At 56.1% G+C, this 23431-nt stretch carries 23 protein-coding genes; 16 read left to right on the forward strand and 7 right to left on the reverse strand.

Annotated features, from left to right (window positions below; translation table 11 throughout):
- From HZB34_13400 to HZB34_13410, 3 genes are read right to left on the reverse strand one after another with little or no spacing between them, the layout of a single operon-like run.
- The gene (locus HZB34_13400) at positions 1–1530 is read right to left on the reverse strand and encodes a GldG family protein (GenBank protein ID MBI5316954.1); all 1530 of its coding nucleotides are present in this window, start codon (positions 1528–1530) and stop codon (positions 1–3) included.
- A complete protein-coding gene (locus HZB34_13405) occupies positions 1521–2288 on the reverse strand; it encodes an ABC transporter permease subunit (GenBank protein MBI5316955.1) in 768 nt (255 codons plus the stop codon). The genes HZB34_13400 and HZB34_13405 overlap by 10 nt, the downstream gene beginning before the upstream one ends.
- Entirely contained in the window at positions 2285–3265 is a 981-nt protein-coding gene (locus tag HZB34_13410; protein MBI5316956.1) for an ATP-binding cassette domain-containing protein, read from the reverse strand. The genes HZB34_13405 and HZB34_13410 overlap by 4 nt, the downstream gene beginning before the upstream one ends.
- Positions 3266–4061: 796 nt before the next feature.
- Here HZB34_13410 and HZB34_13415 point away from each other — a divergent pair.
- Positions 4062–4904 (forward strand): septal ring lytic transglycosylase RlpA family protein, encoded by an 843-nt coding sequence (locus HZB34_13415; GenBank protein ID MBI5316957.1) that lies wholly within the window; start codon positions 4062–4064, stop codon positions 4902–4904.
- 126 nt (positions 4905–5030) lie between these two features.
- On the opposite strand, the gene HZB34_13420 is transcribed toward HZB34_13415, so the two are convergent.
- From HZB34_13420 to HZB34_13435, 4 genes are all read right to left on the reverse strand, one after another.
- Positions 5031–5498: a hypothetical protein gene (locus HZB34_13420; protein MBI5316958.1), complete on the reverse strand. Its 468-nt coding sequence runs from the start codon at positions 5496–5498 to the stop codon at positions 5031–5033.
- 17 nt (positions 5499–5515) lie between these two features.
- Positions 5516–6385 carry a DMT family transporter gene (locus tag HZB34_13425; GenBank protein MBI5316959.1) on the reverse strand — a complete coding sequence of 290 codons (870 nt, stop codon included), beginning with the start codon at positions 6383–6385 and terminating at the stop codon, positions 5516–5518.
- A 109-nt stretch (positions 6386–6494) separates the two neighbouring features.
- Positions 6495–6731 carry a hypothetical protein gene (locus tag HZB34_13430; protein MBI5316960.1) on the reverse strand — a complete coding sequence of 79 codons (237 nt, stop codon included), beginning with the start codon at positions 6729–6731 and terminating at the stop codon, positions 6495–6497.
- Between the two features lie 32 nt (positions 6732–6763).
- Positions 6764–6940: a hypothetical protein gene (locus HZB34_13435; GenBank protein MBI5316961.1), complete on the reverse strand. Its 177-nt coding sequence runs from the start codon at positions 6938–6940 to the stop codon at positions 6764–6766.
- Positions 6941–7063: 123 nt separating this feature from the next.
- Between HZB34_13435 and HZB34_13440 the strand changes: the two genes are divergently transcribed.
- The 15 genes from HZB34_13440 to HZB34_13510 all read left to right on the forward strand — a co-directional run bounded on the left by HZB34_13440 (position 7064) and on the right by HZB34_13510 (position 23419).
- Positions 7064–7372: a zinc ribbon domain-containing protein gene (locus HZB34_13440; GenBank protein ID MBI5316962.1), complete on the forward strand. Its 309-nt coding sequence runs from the start codon at positions 7064–7066 to the stop codon at positions 7370–7372.
- A 64-nt stretch (positions 7373–7436) separates the two neighbouring features.
- On the forward strand, positions 7437–8258 hold the full coding sequence (locus HZB34_13445; GenBank protein ID MBI5316963.1) for a substrate-binding domain-containing protein: 822 nt from the start codon (positions 7437–7439) through the stop codon (positions 8256–8258).
- Between the two features lie 31 nt (positions 8259–8289).
- On the forward strand, positions 8290–8754 hold the full coding sequence (locus HZB34_13450) for an IPT/TIG domain-containing protein (protein MBI5316964.1): 465 nt from the start codon (positions 8290–8292) through the stop codon (positions 8752–8754).
- A gap of 174 nt (positions 8755–8928) precedes the next feature.
- Complete coding sequence (gene accC, locus HZB34_13455) at positions 8929–10347, forward strand: acetyl-CoA carboxylase biotin carboxylase subunit (GenBank protein MBI5316965.1); 1419 nt, start codon at positions 8929–8931, stop codon at positions 10345–10347.
- A gap of 92 nt (positions 10348–10439) precedes the next feature.
- Positions 10440–12338, forward strand: coding sequence for a sodium-extruding oxaloacetate decarboxylase subunit alpha (gene oadA, locus HZB34_13460; GenBank protein MBI5316966.1), 1899 nt, complete (start codon positions 10440–10442; stop codon positions 12336–12338).
- A 139-nt stretch (positions 12339–12477) separates the two neighbouring features.
- On the forward strand, positions 12478–13320 hold the full coding sequence (locus HZB34_13465) for an alpha/beta hydrolase (GenBank protein ID MBI5316967.1): 843 nt from the start codon (positions 12478–12480) through the stop codon (positions 13318–13320).
- Between the two features lie 150 nt (positions 13321–13470).
- A complete protein-coding gene (gene tpx, locus HZB34_13470; protein ID MBI5316968.1) occupies positions 13471–14127 on the forward strand; it encodes a thiol peroxidase in 657 nt (218 codons plus the stop codon).
- Positions 14128–14223: 96 nt separating this feature from the next.
- Entirely contained in the window at positions 14224–15627 is a 1404-nt protein-coding gene (gene sthA, locus HZB34_13475; protein MBI5316969.1) for a Si-specific NAD(P)(+) transhydrogenase, read from the forward strand.
- Between the two features lie 174 nt (positions 15628–15801).
- On the forward strand, positions 15802–16470 hold the full coding sequence (gene tenA / locus HZB34_13480; protein MBI5316970.1) for a thiaminase II: 669 nt from the start codon (positions 15802–15804) through the stop codon (positions 16468–16470).
- 524 nt (positions 16471–16994) lie between these two features.
- The gene (locus HZB34_13485) at positions 16995–17972 is read left to right on the forward strand and encodes a hypothetical protein (GenBank protein MBI5316971.1); all 978 of its coding nucleotides are present in this window, start codon (positions 16995–16997) and stop codon (positions 17970–17972) included.
- Positions 17973–17994: 22 nt separating this feature from the next.
- Positions 17995–18783, forward strand: coding sequence for a bifunctional hydroxymethylpyrimidine kinase/phosphomethylpyrimidine kinase (gene thiD, locus HZB34_13490; GenBank protein ID MBI5316972.1), 789 nt, complete (start codon positions 17995–17997; stop codon positions 18781–18783).
- 215 nt (positions 18784–18998) lie between these two features.
- Positions 18999–20357: a hypothetical protein gene (locus HZB34_13495; protein ID MBI5316973.1), complete on the forward strand. Its 1359-nt coding sequence runs from the start codon at positions 18999–19001 to the stop codon at positions 20355–20357.
- A 221-nt stretch (positions 20358–20578) separates the two neighbouring features.
- Complete coding sequence (locus HZB34_13500) at positions 20579–21820, forward strand: hypothetical protein (GenBank protein MBI5316974.1); 1242 nt, start codon at positions 20579–20581, stop codon at positions 21818–21820.
- Entirely contained in the window at positions 21817–22599 is a 783-nt protein-coding gene (locus HZB34_13505) for a hypothetical protein (protein ID MBI5316975.1), read from the forward strand. The genes HZB34_13500 and HZB34_13505 overlap by 4 nt, the downstream gene beginning before the upstream one ends.
- A 46-nt stretch (positions 22600–22645) precedes the next feature.
- A complete protein-coding gene (locus HZB34_13510; protein MBI5316976.1) occupies positions 22646–23419 on the forward strand; it encodes an alpha/beta fold hydrolase in 774 nt (257 codons plus the stop codon).
- The last annotated feature ends 12 nt before the right edge of the window (positions 23420–23431 follow it).

Raw genomic sequence — 23431 nt, forward strand, 5'->3', positions numbered from 1 at the left:
TTATAGACGCCGGCGTCGGCGCCAAACCATGACGCCGGAGAACAACATAGTGGCCGGCAGGAGGATCACTTGGAGATAGAGCAGTGCTCGTTCCTGTAAGGGATTAGGGGTAAATGGTTGGAGCGCAGAATCCCTTGGGACGATCGCCATGATGTTTCGTTCTTCAGCCAACCAAGCAGCAGTGTGGAGAAAAAAGTCGCTGTTCCCTGGAAAGTTCACGAAGGCATTGGTCGCAAATATGGAATTGCCAATGGCCACGATCGCAGGCCGGGACTTGCCTTCCTCCTGTGCGGCTTTCGGTGTAAGGGCCGCGGCCATTGGCAGGGGACCTTTTATATCCTCCTGTTCATTGAGGGTCACGACACGGCCTTTCAAGTCAGTTTCTGCCCAGCTATTCGGCGACGTTCTGGCGAGCGGCACGAAATCCCATGCGTTGCCGGCCTGTTCATCGAAAGTAATATGTCGGGCGAGGGGAAACAGCACAGCGGCGGAGAGGTCCTGCGTAATTTCATGCTCTGTGAACGTACGGACCAGCAGAGATGTCAGATCTCCCTGGGCTAATCGATCTTGGAGGTCGACGAGTGCCCCGGGGCCGAGTCCGAGGCCCCATCGTTTCAGCAGGGGATTCAGGTCGGCCTGCGTATCCGGGTCGATGAGCAGGAGGAGATGGCCGCCCTTTTCCACATAGCCGTGAATCCGTTCCTGTTCCTCGGGAGTCACGGGGCGACGGGGCCCAGCCACGACGAGGATCGCTGTCTGATCCGGCACAGCTTCCTCTTTGAGCAAGCTGACCGTGCCGACGTCGTAGCCCTGTCTAATCAGGATCTCTCTGGCTGCTGACAGTCCGGTCCTCTCGCGATCGTCTAGACTCGGTTCCCCATGCCCTTCGAGAAACAACACCCGTTTCTTGCTGTCTTGAGACACACGGATCAACGCCCCTGTGAGTTCTGTCTCCGATGGAGATGTGACGCGAACGGTGCGACCGGCGCTTTCAAAAATAGCCGTGTCTGTCCGCGAAATGCCGTAGTTTTGAGCGACTTTTGGCTGGCGCTCCGGATCGACAAACGACACGGAGATCTTCGGGCTCGCTTGCCGATAGCTATCGAGTCTCTCCTTATACGATTGGTATCCGGGATCTTTTTCTCTGGTAAAGACGGTGATGTTCACCTCGCGCGCGAGACTTCTCAACACGCGATGCGTTTGCGGCGCGAGGGAAAAGTTCTGGTTCTCCGACAGATCCCAACGAATGGAATGTCGGGCTGCGAGAAAATTCACGATTGCAAGAATGCCGATGAAGAGGAGGATCATCAGCAGACTGTTTGCGCCCATACGTGTAGAACGACGGGAGGAAAAAGCTTTCAGGCTCATGAAATGGACGAAAAAAAAGACGATCAGACACAGAAGCGCCGATCCTTCCAGGAGGCTGACCAACCAGAGTTTCTCCGGAAGGAGGCTATAACTGACCGCCCCAGCCACCGCCAGAACCACTCCGATCACACCAAGGGGAATCGTTTTGAGGTTCATTTCCACCGTGCCGAGTCCACAACCCGGTGGGATAAAAAGAGCATCAATATCAATGCGCTAAAAAAATACACGAGGTCTTTTGTGTCAATCAGCCCGCGCACCAAGTGGTCATAATGGTCCATGAATGACAGGTACGAGACGGCTTGCCCGATGGTTGTATCCCCAAGCAGTGAGCCAAGGCCGGCAAGGAGCCAGAGAACGAGCAATAGCCCGATACTGACAAAGGCCGCGACGATCTGGTTTTCTGTCAGTGCCGAGGCCAGCACGCCGACGGAGAGAAAGAGGGCCCCGAGCAGGATCAATCCAAGATAGCCGGTCAGCACGGGATACCAATCGAAATCGCTGAACAGGGCCAGCGTAAGCGGCATGAGGCCGGTCAACCCGAGTAAGCCCAGAAACACGAGGAATACACCCATAAACTTGCCGACCACGATCTCGTTGATACGGATCGGAGAGGTCAGCAAGAATTCAAAGGTGCGGAGTTTGCGTTCTTCGGCGAACAACCTCATCGTCAAGATCGGCAGGATAATCAGAAGGATAAATCTGGTGCTGGCAAAGAGATTCCTGAACACCAGATCGTTCAGATTGAGTTGGGCGCTTCCCTGCATCTGCACCAACTGAATCGCCTGGGATCCGGCAAAAACGACGTAGAGATAGGCCAGCAGTCCTACGGTCAGGAGAAACACGGACCCGACGGCATACACCACGGGCGAGACAAAATACGAACGCAGCTCTTTTGCGATAATCGCTTGGACTGGTGTCATACTGACCGGCTTGCCGGTTCTGCTGAAGCAACGACTGTGTCCGGTGCGAAGCCTTCCTCATGTCTGGTCAATTGGAGGAACACGTCTTCCAACGTCATGGAAATCGCTTTCAGTTCAAGCAGACCCCATCCGCTGGCGACAGCCAGACGGGCCACTTCTTCCCGCACGTCCCGGCCAAGTTCGCATTCCAACAGATAGGTGCCGGGGGCGTCACTCGCGAAGACATTCTGGACCCCCTGCACCGCCTTCAAGCTGCCAATCGTGTCAGCTGCCGGAGATTTGACTGTGAGCGAAATCTTCTCAGACTGTCGCAGACGCGCCGAGAGCTGCTCAGGGGTGTCTTCGGCCACGATGCGCCCACCGCTGATAATCACGACGCGCTGGCACACGGCGGTCGCTTCCGGAAGAATGTGGGTGCTCAGGATGACGGAATGGGATCCAGCCAGGTTCTTGATCAACTCCCGGATCTCAATAATCTGTTTCGGGTCGAGGCCGACCGTCGGTTCATCCAGGATCAAAATCGGAGGATCGTGCAGCAGAGCCTGAGCGAGGCCGACACGTTGGCGGTATCCGCGCGACAGATTCCCGATGAGCCGCTGTTGCACCGTGCCGAGACCGAGCCGCTCGATTTCACGCTGCATGGACGAGGTGAGGATTTTTCCGCTTAAACCGCGAAGGCGGCCGACAAACTGAAGATACTCCGTGACCGTCAATTCCAGGTAGACCGGCGGAGTCTCCGGCAGGTAGCCAATCCGGCGTTTCACCTCCATTGGGTGGTCCGCACAGTCGAAGCCCGCTACCCGCGCAATGCCCTCGGTGGCCGGCATAAAGCAGGTCAGGATACGCATAGTGGTAGTCTTACCAGCCCCGTTCGGGCCCAGGAATGCCAACACCTCGCCCTTGGCAACGGAGAAACTCACACGATCGAGGGCGGTATGTTGTCCATACCGCTTCGTGATCTTTTGAACTTCAATCATCTGTGGTGATTGGATCGATTCTGTTGGGGAGTACTGCCTGGTAGGCTTGCGGTCGCACCCTACCAGGCAACTGAGCGGCATCTTACTCAGTCGTATCGAGGCAGTCAATATCGCGCTCGCCTGGAGCTTTACAGGTTTTTTCAGCCCCGATAGAGTCCGCTCGCGCGTGGACAGGCCGATCGGAGAGGGATCGAATGACCAGGAGACATCGGGCCTGGATGGCGCTATTCGCTCTGTCTACATTGATGGTATTGCCCGCGTTCTCGTCTGACTGCGAGGCAACCGACAGACGGACCTATGCCTAAGTAAGATGATATGATTGCGAGATTGCTCCTGAGTCCGCAGTAGGCTGTTGAGAGACTCGGGTTATAGGACTGTTTCAGACACGGTGCCTCAAATCGTCCTCATCGAACGAATCCCGGGGTTGACTGCTACTAGTACTTTCTTCTATAAAGGCTCCCAAGCAAGATACTGAAAATGTCCGTGAGCAGTAGTGGGGAGGTACGGCTGGTGTGTTTCAGCGCCCTGCGGCCCACGTTCATTCTAAGCAGGACGTGCATAGGATCACGACGTACGAGCAGAACATTTTTCACCGGCACGCCTAGGGTGCCAACGACAAAATTTGTCCGTTCATTTTCGTGCAGTTTTTATCAATATATTTTTTTCTCCTTCATCCCAACGTAGGGACTAGGGATACGCTCTCGGTATTGTTGGACTAACAGTTGAGCCGTACTCTGGGGGAACACAGGACAGTGACCTGTGTACTGTTAGTTCAACCAGAAATAAGAGGTGCTTGATGCTCAGTCATTCTCTCGGAGGCAGCCGGCAGCTGCTATGGGTACTGAGTCTCGGTCTGGGATTGCTCCTGAGCGCCTGTTCATGGGTTCCTAAGGGGGCGTCTCAATTGGATGTGGGGATTGAGGATCGCGGGGTTGCATCCTGGTATGGCGAGTCATTTCATGGCAAGCAGGCGGCCAACGGCGAACTGTTCGACATGAAGGCATTGACCGCGGCCCATAGGACCCTCCCCCTCGGCAGCGTAGTGCGGGTTGTCAATCTGAAGAACGGAAAGCACGCCCATGTGAAAATCACTGACCGAGGTCCCTATGTCAAAAACAGGATCCTCGATCTTTCTCGTGGCGCAGCGGCTCAGTTAGGGATGATGGAAGGGGGCCTTTCCGTCGTACGGGTTCAGCTGGTTGGGGAGCGGCGGCCAGCTGCGCTACTCTCTTCTAAGGCCATGGAAACGGCATCCCTCGCCGTTATTCTCGGAAATCGAGCCCCATCTTGGGGTACAGAGACATCCCTCTCAGATTGGGAAAAACCTGCTTCCCAGCTGGTCAATCCCCTTCGGCCACCTCCCGGCGATATCTGGATCCAGCAACGGGCCAGACGTTTGATTAGCCTGCAGGCGCCAGATAACGCAGACCATGCAGAAATAACGACCGCCGTTGTTACAGGGCTGCCTCAACCAATCAGCCTAGTCGCCGTATGTTCATTTTTTGAACGGTCGTGCCTATTCCGTGAGCGGCTGACCGCCTCACCGTCTTGCGATCTAGTATCTGGCCTGACGCGCTATGCACCACGCCGCGATGTGACTCAACCTTTCCAAGGCAAGCGTCATTCCTATCTCGTGTGAGGGCTGAAGCCTAACCAGATACAAGGCGCAACTCACCAGAAACAAAAGACAATCTCGAACGGCCCCGCGAAGCGTCGGCTCAAGCAGACCACCAACTGGTGGACACCGGCGTTATCCTGCTAGTTGCTACACCCAATCAGTGGGTGCCTTAGTCGGCTGTTCAGTCACCTGCCCGGCAAGCGAGTCACGAATCGTCCGACTCACCTCATCGATCGCTCCCGCCTCCGAAACCGGAACGATCCAGGCATCTGCCGGCTCCAGTTCAATACGATAGTGTCTCTTCCCAGTGGAGAACCATTCGATGTACGGATGAGGCACAAGGTTCGGGTGAGGGTCGAACGAAATCAAGTTCACATCCCCAATCTGCGGATTTTCCATATCACCAAGCAGCTGTCCGGCCAAATCCTCGTCCTCAAACCGGCGATTCCGAAACTGAATGACCTGCCCCGCGATATCGGCCTTGAAATTTCCCCGCAAATACATATCAACAGGACCGATCACCGCAAACACGATCCGCCCCACGATCGTACCGTCAACACGATTATCCAGAAACCCCTCCTGCACCCAGCGTCCATTGCCAAATTTTTGTGCCATCTGACTCCTATAACGAGTTACGCCGGCTGGATCGTGCCAACCGACGGGGAGGACGACTGGGAGCCGCTTCCGAAAGCCCCCACCAATACCGCCAATAAAATAAGGCCGCTCCCAATCCATCCTTGAAGGTCCAATGTTTCTCCCAGAAAATACCAAGAAAGGCCAGCTGCATAGGCCGGTTCTGACGCAAAGATCAACGCGACCTGTTGCGCTGGAACAATCCGCTGCACCCACATCTGAACGGCAAAAGCCCCCGTTGCAAGTCCTCCGGTCACCCCGAGCCCGACAAGCAACAGCGATGTCGGCGCAAAGGCTTGAGCCGGTGCCTGTTCGACCAGGAGAGCGGGACACAATAGGACGACCATCGCCATCATTTGCCAGGCAAACAAGGATGGTGCGTCGACCGCGCGTGTAAACCGTTCGAGACAGGCAATATGAGCGGCAAATGCGATCGCGCAGACGAGCGTCAAGAGGTCCCCTAGATTCGCTGATGCGCTGGGCTTCACCAGCAGCCAGAGTCCCACAGTTGCGATGCCAATGGCGACCCAGACACGACGGTCGAATCGTCGCAGAATCAACGGCACGATGACAACATAGAGCGCCGTAATGAAGGCGGAGTTCGATGCCGTGGTGTAGTTGAGGCCGATCGTTTGGAAGACATAGCCAAGAATCAGCCAACCGGTGGCGATCGCGCTCGCCCGCAACAGAGCCGGGTCGCGGTGCAAGTGAAATCTCAAGAGCAGATACCCTCCCCCGACCAGCAATGCTCCTAAGAGAAATCTGAGAAACAGAAACGAGAATGGCGGGATTTGCTCCAACACCGCCTTGGTAGCGGGGAATGTCGCGCCCCAGATGAATGTTGTCAGTAAGAGTGCGAGTCGTGGCATGGAATCGAAGCAGTGCTGAGTTTTGAGTTATGAGTTCTGAGTATTCAGGTGAACCCGAAGCAACCGAACTGACTGCAACTCAGCACTCAGAACCCAGAACTTTGCCTGTTTAGGCTTTGCACAAGGCACATCGGCGTTGTTCGGTCGTCCCAGCTTGTTCCATTGCTGCGAGCGCTCGCTCCTTATCCGGGTAATCGAACCACCCGCCTTCCCAGAAATCGGTTGAGGAACCGATCGACGTAGAGGGCACCTCGGAACAACGCTCGTTATGGAGCGTGACTCGATCGATCGAACGCGCGATGTGAATCCAATAGGTCATGAGGGACCAGCCAGGGGTGAACCGCAAGGGGTGCTCCTTACCCTTTACCCCTTACCGGCTTAAGGCAGGAGCTGCCACTCATCCTTTTCAATGAAGACCTTTACGCCCGTCTCAAGCTTTTTGATATCGTCCTTGTCAAAGAGCCGCATATACCGCTCAATCCGGTCCGGATCGTCGATCCGCTCTTCCTGCATCATTCCACCGACACTCTTATACTTCCGAATCAACAGAGACATCGAAATCCTCCTCTTAAACCACTAGAAGTCCTACCAGCAAGGTAGGTACAATAAGGCAAATCTCAACAGCCGGTCAAGAGCGCCTTCTTGTGCTGTGCTTGGCCTCGCATAAGGAGAGAAGCCATGCCGATCTATGAATACAGTTGCAACCAATGCGGGAAGCATTTCGACGCCACCCAATCCGTGCATGCCAGGGCTGAAGATACCCTGTGCCCACACTGTCACGCCCAGAGCGCCACACGGTTACTGTCGGCATGCACAACGCAAGTGAAAGGGACTCACAAGACCGGCTTCGCTGAAATGAAAGCCTACAGCATGTTAGACGAACGGATGGACAAATTCGCCAAACTCCCGCCGCTGATGGGCAAACGTGCGGCACCACCTGCCGCGCCCCCTGCTGACCCTACGACTGGCGGCCCAACGGACAAGTGAACCAGCTGTAGCCTGTAATTACGAGTCCTTCGTTCCCTGCCCACCAGAACCCCATGGAGATTACATGGTGGCGAGACTCTTATTCTCCTTAAGCCTGAGCCTCCTGTGTACCTTCGGGATGGGGTTGGTCACCCGAGCGGAAATCGCCGGGAACCTCACCATCGCTGGCAATGGGCCGGAGCTGTCAACGATCGAATCCCTCGCCCACGCGTTTGAAAAGGCCAACCCCCGGGCCTACCTTGATATCGTCTGGGACGGCAATTCGAGGCCAGTTCAGATGGTAAAATCTGGCCAGGCCCACATCGCCGTCACCGGAACTGAGGAGCCAGGCTTCTCCGCAATACCTATCGCGTGGGATGGCATCGGAGTCCTCGTACATCTCTCCAATTTTACGAAAGAAGTCACGAAGCAACAGGTGGCCGACATTTTCTCTGGAAAAACCAAGCTGTGGTCAGAACTTGGAGGCCCTGAGACGAAAATCTTGGTCATCGATCGGCCTCGAAACCAAAATCTCCGAGATGCCTTTGAGTCCCAGCTCGGTATATCCGGCAGGATCACAGGGGCTGCCAAGACTGTCGGTTCCGATGAACAGGTCGTCAAGACTGTCGTGGGAACACTACCGCCTCTCTCTGCGGTCGCCTACCTTTCCTTGAGCCAGGGATTGTCTGTCGTCTCAAGCGGAGTCGCCGTCAGACTTTTACCCATCGACAAGGTCGAGCCGGAGGTCCCTACCGTCAAAGACGGTCGTTATCCGCTCCGACGTCCCGTCCTTTTCCTATCCAAAAAAGGGCCGAATCCCCTGGCAGAAGCATTCATCCAGTTCGTTCTATCCCCTGCCGGTCAACAGCTCATTACCGAGACGTATGTTTCGATCAATGAGAAATAATCCTACGTCATTGTTCTTGAAGGAGGTGCCTATGCAAAAGAGGAAAGCGTTGTGGTTGATGTCACTGGGATTCTTTATAGTGTCGGCGTCGGCGTCGCCCATCGCCGTCTCTTACGCAGAGGAGCCAGGCGCCATGGTTGACGGCGCAGGATTCACTCTCTACGGTACAGAATCGATCAAGGGGTTCGATGCCGGAAAAGTCGAACGAGACCCTGTCTGCGATCAGAGTAAGCGCCCGCGAATCTCCAAAGTCGAACCGGATGAAGCCAGGCCTGGGGATAAAGTTGTCATCACGGGCGAGAATTTTGGCACAAAGGAGTGTTTTCATGCAGTGACCTTCAGTTCGGCCTCAAATAAGTCTGTGGAATTCAAGTTTATGAGCGACTCGGCGATTGAAGCAACGGTACCGGATGCAAAAGCGGGGATGTCGTTCGTGATTATCGTCGCAGGCGGCGGAAGCGCCCAGTCAAAACCGGTCTTGATCAAGTCCAAGTAGGCTCGATCAAGCAAGGCCCTGAGCCAGCGGCAACCGTGCCAATAGCCCCCGAAAATTGGCCTGTTTTCTCCCGACGTCCCTCGACAGGACTCCTGATCCTATGCTAGGTTACGCCCTCATTTTTGCCTGATATTTCATAAGAGTCTCACAGGATCTGAAGAGACAGGGACCGGTATGTTTAAGAAAATTCTGGTCGCCAATCGCGGCGAAATCGCCATGCGGATTATCCGCGCCTGCCGCGAACTCAACATCGCTACCGCAGCCATCTACTCCGAAGCCGACTCGACCGGGATCTACGTCAAAAAAGCGGACGAGGCCTACATGGTTGGCCCGGGACCGGTCAAAGGTTTCCTGGATAGCCAACAGATCGTCGACCTGGCACAACGGATTGGCGCCGATGCCATCCATCCAGGCTATGGTTTTCTTTCAGAAAATTCACAATTTGCACAACTGTGCCACACCTCCGGTGTGACCTTCATTGGCCCATCACCCCAGGCCATCGACTTGATGGGAAGTAAGATCAAGGCCCGCGAGCTGGCCAGGCGGATCGGGGTTCCAATCGTCCCTGGGACCGAAGGCGGCATCACTGACATAACGGACGCTCTATCCTTCGCAAGGGACACCGGCTATCCCATCATGATTAAAGCCAGCGCAGGCGGCGGAGGACGCGGCCTCCGAGTCGTACGGTCTGATACGGAGCTTCGTGAGAACATGGCGGTTGCCTCACGGGAGGCCCAAGCTGCCTTCGGCAATGGAACAGTCTTTCTTGAAAAGTATATCGAGCGACCGCATCACATCGAATTTCAGATCCTGGCCGACCGGCACGGGAACATCATCCATTTGGGTGAGCGCGATTGCTCGATTCAGCGCCGGCATCAGAAACTCATCGAAATTGCTCCATCCTTGATTCTCACCCCGCGTCTGCGTGCCGAAATGGGTGAGTCGGCCATCGCCGTCGCCGAGGCTATCGAGTATGACAATGCCGGCACCGTCGAGTTTCTCCTCGATCAGGACAGCCGCTATTACTTCATGGAGATGAACCCTCGCCTGCAGGTGGAACATACCGTGACCGAGCAGATCACGGCGATCGATATCGTGCGCCATCAGATTACCATCGCAGCCGGCATCCCTCTGGAGATCTCGCAACAGGAGGTCACGCTCCAAGGCCATGCGATCCAGTGCCGCATCAACGCAGAAGACCCCAAAAACAACTTTCGTCCCTGCACCGGTACGGTCACAGCCTATCTCTCGCCTGGCGGGATCGGCGTACGTATCGATGGAGCAGTCTACAAGGACTACACGGTGCCACCGTACTATGACGGCCTCTTGGCTAAACTCACCGTGCGCGGCAGGACGTGGGAAGAAACTGTCAGCCGCATGAGACGATCGCTCGAAGAATATGTCTTGCGTGGGGTGAAGACCACGATCCCTTTTATGATGGAGATCATGCAGGACCATGACTTCATGGCAGGACATTTCGACACGTCCTATCTGGAGACGCACCCTGACCTGTTCAACTACCACGACTTTGAGCAGCCGGAGGATCTGGTGCTGGCGCTCTCTGCGGCCATTGCCGCCTACGAAGGGCTGTAAATAACACCAATGATCAATTGTGAATGTTCAATGATGAATTCTCCGGATTGATTGAACATTGAGCATTCAACATTCCAAATTATCGTAATCGAATGACTGCAAAACCGAAGAAAAAGGCCAGTAAAAAACAGCCGTCACTGCAGATTGAGCCGGCGCCTGGCAAACCCATCCTGATCACCGACGTCGCCTTGCGCGACGGCCATCAGTCGCTCTTGGCTACACGCATGCGCACGGAGGACATGCTGCCCATCGCCCAAAAACTCGACGCTGTCGGCTATTGGTCGCTCGAAGTTTGGGGTGGCGCCACTTTCGACACCTGCCTCCGTTTCCTCAAAGAAGATCCCTGGGAACGGCTCCGTGCGCTACGGGCCGCCATGCCCAATACCAAGCTCCAAATGCTGCTCCGCGGTCAGAACCTGGTCGGATATCGGCACTATGCCGACGATGTGCTGGAACGATTCATCGAACGGTCCGCGGCGAATGGCATTGATGTCTTTCGTATCTTCGATGCATTGAACGATGTCCGCAATGTCGAACGGGCTATGCGAGAGGTAAAGGCCTGTGGCAAACATGTCGAAGCCGCCATCAGCTATACCGTCAGCCCCGTCCACAGTGTCGACCGTTTTGTCGACATGGCGAAACAGCTTGAAGATTTGGGAACCGACACGCTCTGTATTAAAGACATGGCCGGGCTCTTGTCGCCGCTCGACGCCTATCACCTTATCCGCCGAATCAAAGCAGCGGTCACGGTCCCGCTCCATTTGCATTCACACTACACCTCGGGAATGGCCTCGATGACCTCCCTCATGGCAATTTTGGGCGGTCTGGACATGCTGGATACATCCATCTCGCCCTTGGCCGGCGGCACCTCGCACCCCTCAACAGAAACACTGGTGGCCTCGCTGCGCAACAGCCCATACGATACGGGGCTTGATCTCGCGTCGTTCCTCCCGATCACCGAATACTTCCGCACTGTCAGACGCAAGTATCGGCAGTTCGAAAGCGAGTTTACCGGGGTCGATGCAGAGATCCTTACCTCGCAGATTCCCGGCGGTATGCTCTCGAATCTCGCCGCGCAATTGACTGAACAGAATGCGCTCGACCGGATGAAAGAAGTCCTGGACGAAGTGCCGCGCGTCAGAAAGGAGATGGGTTATCCCCCTCTCGTCACTCCTACCAGTCAGATCGTCGGAACCCAAGCCACGCTCAACGTCCTGACGGGCGAACGATACAAAGTCATCACCACGGAGACCAAAAACTACTTCCTCGGACTCTACGGACGGGCGCCGGGGCCCCTCGATCACGACATCATGGCCCGCGCAATCGGGGACGACCAGCCGATCAAGACGCGGCCCGCCGACCGCTTGGAGCCGGAGCTCGAGGCCACGAGAAAAGATCTCCCCGCCTCAGCCGCCACGGTGGAGGATCAGCTATCGTTCACCCTCTTCCCCACGATCGCGCGCGACTTCTTTGAGGCGCGCGAGAAGGGAGACCTGACGCTGGAGCCTCTCGAGAGCTTCTCCTCCAGTGGATCGGCTGCGGCCACCGAACTTCATCTTGCCCCGGCCGAATTCAACGTCACAGTCCATGGAGAAACCTACCATGTCCAGGTGTCAGGTTCCGGACGAAAGGTCGACGGACGCAAACCCTATTACATCCGGGTCAACGACAAACTCGAAGAAGTCTCGCTGGAGCCGATCCAGGAAATCCTGGCCGGCGTGCCGGAAGCCCCCGACGCCGGAAGCGGCGCCAAACCGAAACGGCCCAAGCCGTCCAAACCGGGAGACGTCGCTCCCCCGATGCCCGGTCGCGTCGTCAAAGTGCTCGTCATGGTCAAGGCTGTGGTCAAGGCCGGCGACCCCCTCCTGATCATCGAAGCCATGAAGATGGAAAGCCAGGTCCCAGCGCCGATCGACGGAACAGTCTCGGCGATCCTGGTCGCCGAGGGCGACAACGTGAAGACGGATGAGACAGTCATCCAGCTGGAGTAGATCGATAGTCCATCGCGACTCCGGTCCAGTCAAAAGACAGCGGTGCCTTCCGTTGCTCGCCGCCGCAGTGGTATGCCTTGTCATGACCGCCTGCTCCTCTCCACCATCGATTCCAACACAGTTTGACGCCATTGAGCGCATGCCTGTCCAAACCGTCCTCGTCCACAACCAGAGGATCGCCTATCTGGATGTCGGCGAAGGACCGCCGGTCATCTTGATCCACGGATTCGGGGGATCGATGTGGCAATGGGAATATCAGCAACATGCACTATCGCAACATTTCCGCGTCCTCACCCTCGATTTGCCCGGGTCCGGGCTCTCCGATAAACCTGAGATCGACTACAGACCGGATCAGATGTTGGAATACTTTGTCGGATTTATGGATGCCGTGAAGATCCCGCATGCCACGTTAGTCGGCAACTCCATGGGCGCCGGATTGGCTATCGGTATGGCACTGGCGCATCCGACACGAGTCGACAAACTTGTCCTGATCGACGGGTTGCCACAACAGGTCATGAAGAAACTCACCAGCCCATCAGTCCGGCGGGCCTTAGAAACCAGTGCGCCATCCTGGCTCGTCTCATTCGGCAATTTGCTGTTCGGCGGACTGATGACCGAGTCCGTCTTGAAAGAGATCGTGCATGACCCGACTCTCCTCACACCGGCGGTCATCGATCGATCCAACCGAAACCGTCAGCGCCCGGGACTCATCAAACCCATCCTGTCCGCCAGAGAAAACCTTCCGTTATGGGAGTCGGGATTTGCCAGGCGCATCGAAGAAATTATTCATCCTACGCTGGTGATCTGGGGAGAAGAAGATCGGGTATTCCCCATCGCCGTGGGCAAAGAACTTCACCAGACCATCAAGGGGTCACGATTCGTCAGCATATCTGGAGCAGGACACATCCCGCAGTGGGAACGACCCAATGTAGTCAACCAGGAGCTCATCGCATTTATTGAACCCTCCCCTCTCGTGCAATAACCCTGCGTGATGTTATTCTCTTATGCTATAAAAGCAGATCCGCGAGGTGCTTCTATGCTGAACCGTGTGCTGAATTCCGCTCACAAGACAAGCGCAAGCCAACTTATGTCAGATAAGAATGGTCACAGTCACTTCAACAAGGAGGGCAAAATGAGGGCAGTATATCGAACGGTCATTGGCGCCGCACTCTGCATGACGCTCGGGTTCACCGGATGCGGAAGCACCGGCAGCACCAGTTTTCTCTACAAGGATATGACAATCGCTGGCGGTAGCGCCATAGCTGGTGAAGGCCAAAAAGTCCTCTACAAGGGAAGCCCCCTGGTGCTTTCGGGAACCGGCATTAAAGTCGGCGATCCCCTTCGAGAGGTGCAACTGACACAGACAGACCTCTCGCCGATCGGCATCACCGACACAAAGGGCAAGGGCAAGGTCAGGATCATCAGCGTCGTGCCGTCGCTCGACACCCCGGTGTGCGAACAGCAGACCCACTATTTGAGCGAGAAGAACAAGGGTCTCGACAAGATGGTTGAATTGGTAACCGTGAGCGTCGACACCCCCTTCGCGCAAAAACGCTTCGCGCAGGAAGCCCGCATCAACAACGTGACTTTTCTCTCGGACTATAAGGATGCTGAATTCGGAAAGGCCTACGGACTGTTTATCAAGGGCCCCCACATCCTGGCTCGTACAGTCATGGTGGTCGATGCCAACAATACCGTGCGATATCTGCAAGTTACCCCCGAACTGGCCCAACTGCCGGACATGGATAAAGCCTTCGCTGTCGCCAAGTCATTGATCAACCAAAGCTAGGTAGAACAACTCGGGCTGAGGTTGAGGCTAAGGAAAGGAGCCGCATACTTCTCCTTAACCTTAGCCTTAACCTCAGCCTTCCTTTAGAATGGAAAGATGGCCCATTACGATCTTCTTGTCATAGGGACCGGGCCCGCCGGCCAGAAGGCTGCGGTTCAGGCGGCCAAGCTCGGCAAAAAAGTCGGCATCATCGAGCGCAAAGAAGTCGTCGGCGGTGTCAGTACCAACACCGGCACCATCCCCAGCAAAGCCCTCCGCGAAGCGGTTCTCTATCTCGCAGGATTTCGCCAGCGCACCCTGTACGGAGCCGAATATCGACTGAAAAAGACGATCACGATCGAAGATCTCGCCTTTCGTGCCAACCACGTCATCAAGAATGAGATTGAAATCGTGCAGAATCAGATGGCGCGTAACGGCATCGATCTGATCTATGGGGAAGCCAGCTTCATCGACCCCCATCGGATCAATATTCAACGGGCCGGCACAACCACAGAACACCGCGCGCACGTGATCGTCATTGCCGTTGGAACGAAACCGGCTCGGCCGGCTGATATTCCCTTCGACAAGGATACCATCATCGATACAGACGGGTTACTCACGCTCAAACACCTTCCAACATCGATGGTCATAGTCGGCGGCGGCGTGATCGGTACAGAATACGCGTCGATCCTGGCCATGATAGGCGTGCCGGTTATTCTGATCGACAAGCGACCGCGCTTGCTGGAATTTGTCGACGCCGAGATTATTGCCGCTCTGCAAAAACAGATGACCGCGATCGGCGTGACGATTTACCATGAAGAAGAAGTGGTCGCGATCCGAAAAAATACCGATGGCCAGGTGACGGTCTCGCTGACGCACACACCACCGATCAGCACTTCAACGCTCATGTACGCGATCGGCCGCGTCGGCGCAACGAAACGCTTAAACCTTGATGCTGTCGGCCTTACACCTGACACACGAGGCCGCCTGGTCGTAAACGACCATTTCCAAACAGCAATTCCCCATATCTACGCTGTCGGCGACGTGATCGGCTTTCCGGCCTTGGCCTCGACATCCATGCAGCAAGGACGCCATGCCTCCTGCCATGCCTTTGGCCACCCCGACCACACCGACACGGACCTCCTCCCCTACGGCATCTATGCTATTCCGGAAATCTCGATGGTGGGGCGGACCGAAGAAGAGCTGACCAAGGCAGAGGTCCCCTATGGGGTCGGCATCGCACACTATCGAGAAATCGCTCGAGGACAGCTCATCGGCGATGAGACCGGGATGGTGAAGCTGCTTTTCCATCGCCACAGCCGAGCGCTTCTGGGTGTCCATGCCATGGGTGAAGGGGCTACAGAGCTTATTCACATAGGGCAAGCCGTCATGGCGTTCCAGGGAAGGATCGACTACTTCATCGATACCATCTTCAATTACCCGACATTGGCAGAATGCTACCGGGTCGCTGCGCTCGACGGCATCAATCGTTTGCCGAGGCCCTGGATACCGCATCGGTGAAATTCGTGAAGCATCATTCGTGAATCGCATCTCGTTCGTCGCGCTAAATTCGCGAGACATGCGAGAAGAGCGAGACTGGTCGGAAGTGTCATCTTCGCGAGGCGAGCCTGGCGTGCACGTTTAGCCTGTCTCGCTCACAACTTACGAACGACGTTCACTTAAGAGAGAGGTCACATGTCCTTCTCAAATCATTTGAGGCAACTCGACAAGCCGATATGGAACAAACAGCTCACCCATCCGTTCGTCGTGGCCTTGGGCAAGGGAACCTTGCCGGAACGCAAATTCAAGTACTACATTCTGCAGGACGCGCGGTTCCTCGGTGAGCTATCCCGTGTCTTCGCTGCCGGAGCGCTCAGAGCGCCGGACTCCGATTCCGCTCTCCGTTTCGCCAAACTCGCCGAAGAAACCATCACCGTGGAGCGGAGCCTACACGAGAATTACGGGAAGCGCTGGAGGATGACCGCGAAGGAGATGGCATCCGTGCCCATGGCGCCGATAAACTATGCCTACACCAGGCACATGCTCACCATCGCCCACACAGGCTCGGCAGCGGAGATCACCGTCGTCGCTCTCCCCTGTGCCTGGATCTACTGTGTTGTTGGGCAGCATCTGTTGAAACAGGGTCCGCCAAGGAACAATCATCCGTATCGGGACTGGCTCATGCTCTATGCCTCACCGGAGTTTGCCGAGGTACAGCGCTGGATGAGAAAGAAGGTGGACCAGTGGGCCAAGTCGGCGGGCAAGGAAGAAAAGCGGCGGATGGAAGACGCGTTTGTGATCAGTTCACGGTATGAGTGGATGTTTTGGGAGATGGCGTGGAACGAGGAAACCTGGCCTGTGTGAACTGACGGGTCCTGTCGCTGACCAGCCCGTCCGGTCCGGCCGCCTCACCAACTCGGCGGCGCGCACAAACGTGGCGCTCTTTATTCATCACGCCGTGCGCCCTCTTACCCCGCCCGGTGTAGGAAGGAGAGGGTAGCCCGTTAGTCTCCTTTGCTCGCGCAACGCGCGGTCTCGGAAGACCCTCGTTGGACGCGCGCAGTTGGAGACCAATCGGGCCACCCTTGAACAGAAGATGAAAGCTAAGATGGAGGGCGCCCAGGTCAAAGCCACCCGTCAAGTCACGACGGGCCAGATTGGGGGGAGATAAAAATCGGAGAGACGTGGGTGGGAGCCCCTGTGCTCGCAGGACGCGCACGATGGGGCACCCCACCCACAGCCCCTAGTGAGTTCATAGCCACCCGGATGAGAGAAAAATGGGAAGTCCTATGTTGCTAAGCCCGCCTTGCTGGACAGGCTCTGTCCGCTGGGTATAATGTGCGCTAGCGTTGAAGTTGCCTCTTGTCTCAAAGGATAATTCCCTAGCTATGACTCGCCTCTTAAGCACGATCATACTTGCTATCGCTGCCCTCTGGGCAGTTCCGGTTCATGCGGCGTCGCAATATGAAGAGAGTTTGAAGCAATTGGCGGAGGGAGTGATCGCCGACACTGTGAAAGCGGGGAAGGGGCAGCTGGCGCTGATGGACTTTACCGACGCCAAGGGCGCAGTCACGCCGATCGGGAAATTTTTGGCGGAGGAGTTGGGCACGCAGATCTTAGTCACAGGAGAACTCAAGGTCGTCGAGCGCGCTATGGTGGGGTCGACGTTGAAGAAGTTCCATGTCACCCAGTTCGAACCGGCTCAGGCTAAAGCGGTCAACCAGGCAGCCAAAGCAGTGAATGCCGATGTATTTGCAACCGGTTCCTATCTGGAATCACCGGACGGCCTTCGGGTGACGGTCAAGCTACTGAACCCCAGCACGCTGCATTCACTGGGTGCCACGCGCAGCACAATTCCGAAAGCCGGCCCTCTGGCGGAACTGATCAAGGAGGCGCACAAGCCCCCTGTCGTGAAGGTGGACCTTGCTGCCAAACCGGCGCCACCGCCCGGTCTTGGGTCTCACAGCAACGAATATTACCAGTTGGTCGTGACGGCCTTGCACAGGCGGGAGAAACAGATCTCGGCCGATCTCACCATTGAGAACAAATCCTCGCGCGACATCAAAGCACTCTGTCAGCTGCAAGATACCCTGCTCGAAGATGACCATGGCGGACAGTGGAAGTTGGAGGTTGAGAACAACCGCGAAGGCCTCTGCGTGCGCGGCATCGAGATCCCTCGACGAGGAAAGGGCCGGGCAGTGCTGACCTTCTCGGCCTCGGCCGACGAACCAGGAGACCAAGTTACCTTTCGTTATCACGAGAAGTCGCCACGACCGGATGCCCTGTTCTCCATCGAGGGCCTCAAGGCTGAATCAGCCGGAACCCCTCCAGCAACAGTCGACACCTCAGCGCCACCGTCCAATTGATAGGCCTATGAGCACACAGCCGATCAAACAGGTCTTGACGATCGCCGGTTCTGATTCCGGTGGGGGCGCGGGGATTCAAGCCGATATCAAATCCATGTCGGCAAATGGTGTGTTTGCCATGTCGGTGGTTACCGCTGTCACGGCGCAGAATACGGAAGAAGTGACCGACGTCTTTGAGCTGCCGACCTCGATCGTCGCAGCGCAAATCGACGCTGTGTTCGACGACTTCGATGTCGCAGCGGTCAAGACCGGTATGTTGTCCTCTGCCGCCATCGTCGAAACCGTGGCCAGAATGCTGAAGCCACAGAATGTGACGAACCTTGTCGTCGATCCGGTGATGATCTCGAAGAGCGGCCATCTGTTGCTCAAGCCGGATGCCATCAACGTCATCAAGGGGCAGCTTTTTCCCTTAGCGCTCCTCGTCACGCCGAACATCCACGAGGCCCAGCAACTATCCGGCATTGAAATCAAGACCCTCGCGGATGCCCGTCGCGCTGCCAAAATTATTCACGGATTCGGTTGTAAGCATGTGTTGATCAAGGGAGGCCATTTGCCGACAGATCGCGCCACTGATCTGCTCTATGACGGTCGATTCTTCAATGTGTTCAAAGGGGAATTCATCGATACCCCCCACACGCATGGCACTGGCTGTACCTTCGCCTCGGCAATCGCGGCCCATCTCGCACAAGGCAAATCTGTGAACGATGCAACCCAGGCAGCCAAGACTTATCTTACCGAAGCGATTCGCCATAGCCTGGCGATCGGTCATGGGACCGGTCCAACGAATCATTTCTACTTTTTGCAAGCCTAGCGGGACGCTGAAAAATCCTGCCAGCGGCGTTCTCGCATCGCTCAGATCCTCAACGTACCCCAAGGGTACGCCTCGGACCTTCACTCGCTGCGGCCTTGCTGGCCGGCTTTTTGAGCATCCCGCAAGAGCATTTCGCCTGGAATACCGCATGCGCGGATTATCAAAATTCTCGCATCTCAACATCGCTTTCAGTATCCTGCCAGAAAGAGGATTCCATGGTTCGACTCACCTGCCGTCCACTGGCTTTTCTGATTTCTGGATTTAGCTGGCTCCTGCTTTCTTCCCTTGTGGGATTGGGGATCCTGCTTGGATTGGTCCATGGCACCGCGCTACCCACATGGTTGCGGTTGGTCCATGTACATGCCACCCTCATCGGCGGCATCCTGCAACTCGTGATTGGTGGGCTGCTGGCTTCCCTCTCGACCAACCCCCAGATCGGCCGACCCCTCTCACCCTCTCATCCCGGGCTGTTCATCGCTCTGAATGTCGCCACAGTGGGGCTGCTCGTCGGGTTGGGATTGGGCAATATGATGGTTGTCGGGGCGGCTGGAATGATCGTGATTGGCGCGGTCGCCTCCATCGCCAGGGTCGCTTGGCAGTATGGGTCGCAAAGTCTCACCCAACCGGCCGATACTCCCTGGTTGTATCGATTCTCTCTCGTCGCGTTACTCGCCGGATTGGTGATCGGCGTCTCCATGGCCTTTCGACTCATACAGGAATACTACGCCCATGCGAGACTTCTTCACCTCCATGTCACTCTGATGGGTTTCATCGTAATGGCGATGATCGGCGCCACGCAACAGTTCTTGCCGATCATCCTCCATACCACGCTCTACAGTCCACGACTTGCCCGTCTTGTGTCGGTAGTCCTCCCAGCCGGCTTCATCATATTAGTCGGTGGGTTTGTGACCTCCTCCCTCTACCTTGAGCTCGCGATCGGGGGGCTGCTCATCCTCGGCATCGGCCTCTATGCCTACAACCTGCTGCGTACTTGGATGGATTCGGGCCATCCCGGAAATGCCGCCTCCGACCACCTCCTGATCGCGACGTTCTTTCTGGTTCTTATGATGATCATGGGCGTCCTCGTCGGAGCTAACTATTCCCATCAATCGCCGACACTGCCCTTTGGATCCTTACAACTTGCAGCCTATACCCATATGGCCTTGATCGGGTTCATCTTACAGACTGTCTTTGCAGCCGTTTCCCACGGCATCCCTGAGCTACTGGTGACTGACCGAATCACGAGCCGGAAAGAACAGGGTCCCTATCATGCTCAACTTGTGGTCATCATGAACCGATGGCGAGCCGTTCAACTGACTGGGTTGAGCTTGGGGACGATGGGCTTCGGCCTGCTCGCCGCAATGGCCTGGAATTTCCCGCTTGGTTCCCTCTCCCTTCAGATCGCGACTTGGGTCACAGTCGGATTGCTCCTGAGCAGTCTCACCCTCTTTGCTGTCAAACTCACCTGGGCCTTGGGAGTTTATCCTTCCGATAGGTCCGCCTCCTCCCTCGCAGAAGAAGAGGCCTTCCATCAACCTTTCAAGCGCGCGGTAGGCATGACCAACAAGCGCTGATGTCGCGTAGCACAAATAGTCTTTCCTCCCCTGCCACCAGCCGGTACAGCCCGTATCCTCCCCCCTTCACTTGATCAACACTTTCGACTCCGGCCTCTCTGTGCAAGCCCCCGTCTTCTTTCATGAAACTCCCGGTCCGATGAGACCAGCCTGTTTCTTGCTTTACTTATTGAGGATGTAAGGTACAGGCCGTTTCGCGAGCCTCAACAGGAGGGGAATCCATGAACGACCAGATTTCACAGATGGTTCCGGACCCTTGGCAGAGCCTCTTCCACCTCCTGACCCTTCCGCTCTCGTGGATTCCTGACATGCAACAGGCGTTGATGGGCTTCATACTATCCTCGGCAACCGGCTGGCTAGCCGGCATCTATTACCTCCTGCTCCTGTTCCCGGCACTCCTGTGGATCGGCGCTGTCTGGTGCACACACCTGACGCTCTATACCTTGCCGTTTCGTTCAGGCCGAATCGAATTACTCAAGACGCTGCTTCTCGCCTGGTGGGACATGGCGTTTTGCATGTGGATGTATTGGGTCGGACTCGCCCGGTTCGTGATGGTGGTGTTCGGCTGGCTCTTCACACTAGGCCGCCTGGCCCTCAAGCTCTTCGCCGAAACGATGAAACAGCTCGTCATTCTCCCGTTCAAGATGACGGGCCAGATGACACAGAGTTACTTTCAACCCGGTGTACCCTGGATTGCATTTGTCTTACTGATCTTCTGGTGTCTGCTGGAATCAACGATTTTCACCTACACGCTCATGCCGACGATCACTGAAGTCCTGGCAGGCATCACAGGATCGGAGGCTTCGGTCATGACCGGCACGATTCTCTATCTGTTTTTGTCATTGCTCATCATGGGCAGCTTCGCCTGTATTCAAGTCTTGGCCGACGCAATCAAGAACCATGAGTATCGCTACCTTGCGCAGGTACTGCTTGTCGAAGTCTTTGTCATGGTATTCGAAGTGATGTTCCTGTACCGCGAACTGGTCGATGCGATCACACCCTGGATTGCCCAGCAAACCGGCGAGCAGTTCAGGCTCGGTATCGGATTCACGCTGTCTCTTGCAACATTCAGCTGGGTGGGCGTCCGCGGCATGACCTGGTTTCTCTTCGGCCAGTACGGCACACCCCCCTTGCTCTCGTTCATCTCACGCCGCCCGATGTATCAAATGACGCCCGAGGACGAAACGAACCAACTCAAGGGCACTGCGCCGGTGGTGTGGTGGCGCACACCATTGGATGATTTCAAGCGGGAAGTCGGATGGCTGCACGACAAGGCTTCTGAGCTGATGGAGTACCTCATGTTGCCGGTGCTGCATGTCGTAGCGGCCTTCTTGAACTTCGCCATGATTCTCGTCACCGGCAAGCCGGTCTTTTCCATCCCGTTCAAAAGCCTCAAGGAGGTCGTCGAAGCGCGTGAACTTCTACCGGCCATCCGGTGGGAGACAAAGAAGGTGCCATCATGAAGAGGAAGCCCGCTGCAATTATCCTCAGCGCTCTGGCAGCGATCGTTCTCCTGGGAGCTTTGGCTGGTTGTACCGGAGAACCAGCCGAGCTGCGCAAACCGAAGTCCACCCTCTTCATCGGCGTAGATGCCAGTGGTTCATTCCGGAGTTCTGGCCATTATGAAAACGCTCTGGCGTTCCTGGCCCATTATATCTATGGGCATATCAACGAGCTCGGCGACCTGGAAAAGCCGCAGGCCATGTTTGTGGCGAGCATGGGTGGGAAGAGCATGCGTGAGCCGAAAAGCTTTCATCCAATCCATGAATTCGAAGGGAAAGAGATATCTCAAATCGAGGCCGAACTGAAAAAATGGTTTCCCCCTACCGACATTGTCACGGACTTCAATCCATTCTTTCATGAAGTTGCGCGTATTACGAAGGAACGGAATCTGGTTCTTATGCCGGTCAACATCGTCATCATTACGGACGGGATCCCTGATTCATCGGCCAGCGGCACCAAAGCCGGCGCGCAGAAACTGTACGAGAGGATCGATCTGAAGCCGTTGGAGTATCTCTCGCGCAACGTCACGCTGCGCTTGGCCTACGTCAGCCCGAAAGTCGGCGAACAATGGAGGACCCACGTGCCTCGTCAACGAGTCCGGCTCTGGACGGTGGACGCAGACGTGATGAAAGGCTGGAAGAATCAGTTGCAGCAGGGGGCTGATATCCGTGAGCAAGCGAGGTTCTGGCGCTGGTTGAGGGACAACGTGGATTTCCGCATCCGGGCAAACAAGGGCTAGGCTCTTCCGCTCCCACCTACTGCCCGACTCTGCTACAATCCCCGCCGTGGAAGAACAGATCGTTTTCAACGACTCGTGTAACTATCGCGTCTCCGCAATTCTGACGGCTCCCGACAGCGGGGCAGACCGTATCGTAGTCCTTTGTCATGGGTTTCTTTCCGGCAAGAACAGTACGACGAATAAGATCTTGACCCGCATGCTGACAGAACGAGGCATTGCCACGTTCCGCTTCGACTTCTTCGGACATGGGGACAGTGACGGACCCTTCGAAGAGATCACGACGACTCTGGCCATACAGCAAACCGAAGCAGCTCTGGATCTCGTGACCGCCAGAGGATATGGCAGAATCGGGCTCGTTGGCTCAAGCTTTGGAGGGCTCGTTGCCATCCTCACAGCGGCCAGGCGTAGCGATATCGCCTGCCTGGCCCTCAAATGTCCCGTGGTGGATTTTGCGGAAGAACTTCGCCTGACACTCGGATCGGATGAGCTGCCGAGGTGGCAAAGCACAGATACGATTCCCAACATCATGGGAGGACCGGATCGAGTCCGTTTGCGGTATGACTTTTACGAAGACTCCCTCCGGCAAATCGCCTACGGGCCGGCTGAGCAAATCACCGTACCGACATTGATCGTTCAAGGCGAGCAGGATGAATGTGTCCCCCTCCATCAAAGCCGGCGCTTGCATGAGGCCCTAAAGGGCCCGAAGAGGCTGATTCTCCTGCCGGACGCCGATCATCAATTCACTCGAGGAGAAGACTTTCACCAGATGACCACAGCGATCAACGATTGGCTCGTAACCCATCTCACAACAACGGCCTAACGGCAGCTGAAA

The organism is Nitrospirota bacterium, assembly GCA_016219645.1.
In the GTDB taxonomy this organism is placed as follows: domain Bacteria; phylum Nitrospirota; class Nitrospiria; order Nitrospirales; family Nitrospiraceae; genus Palsa-1315.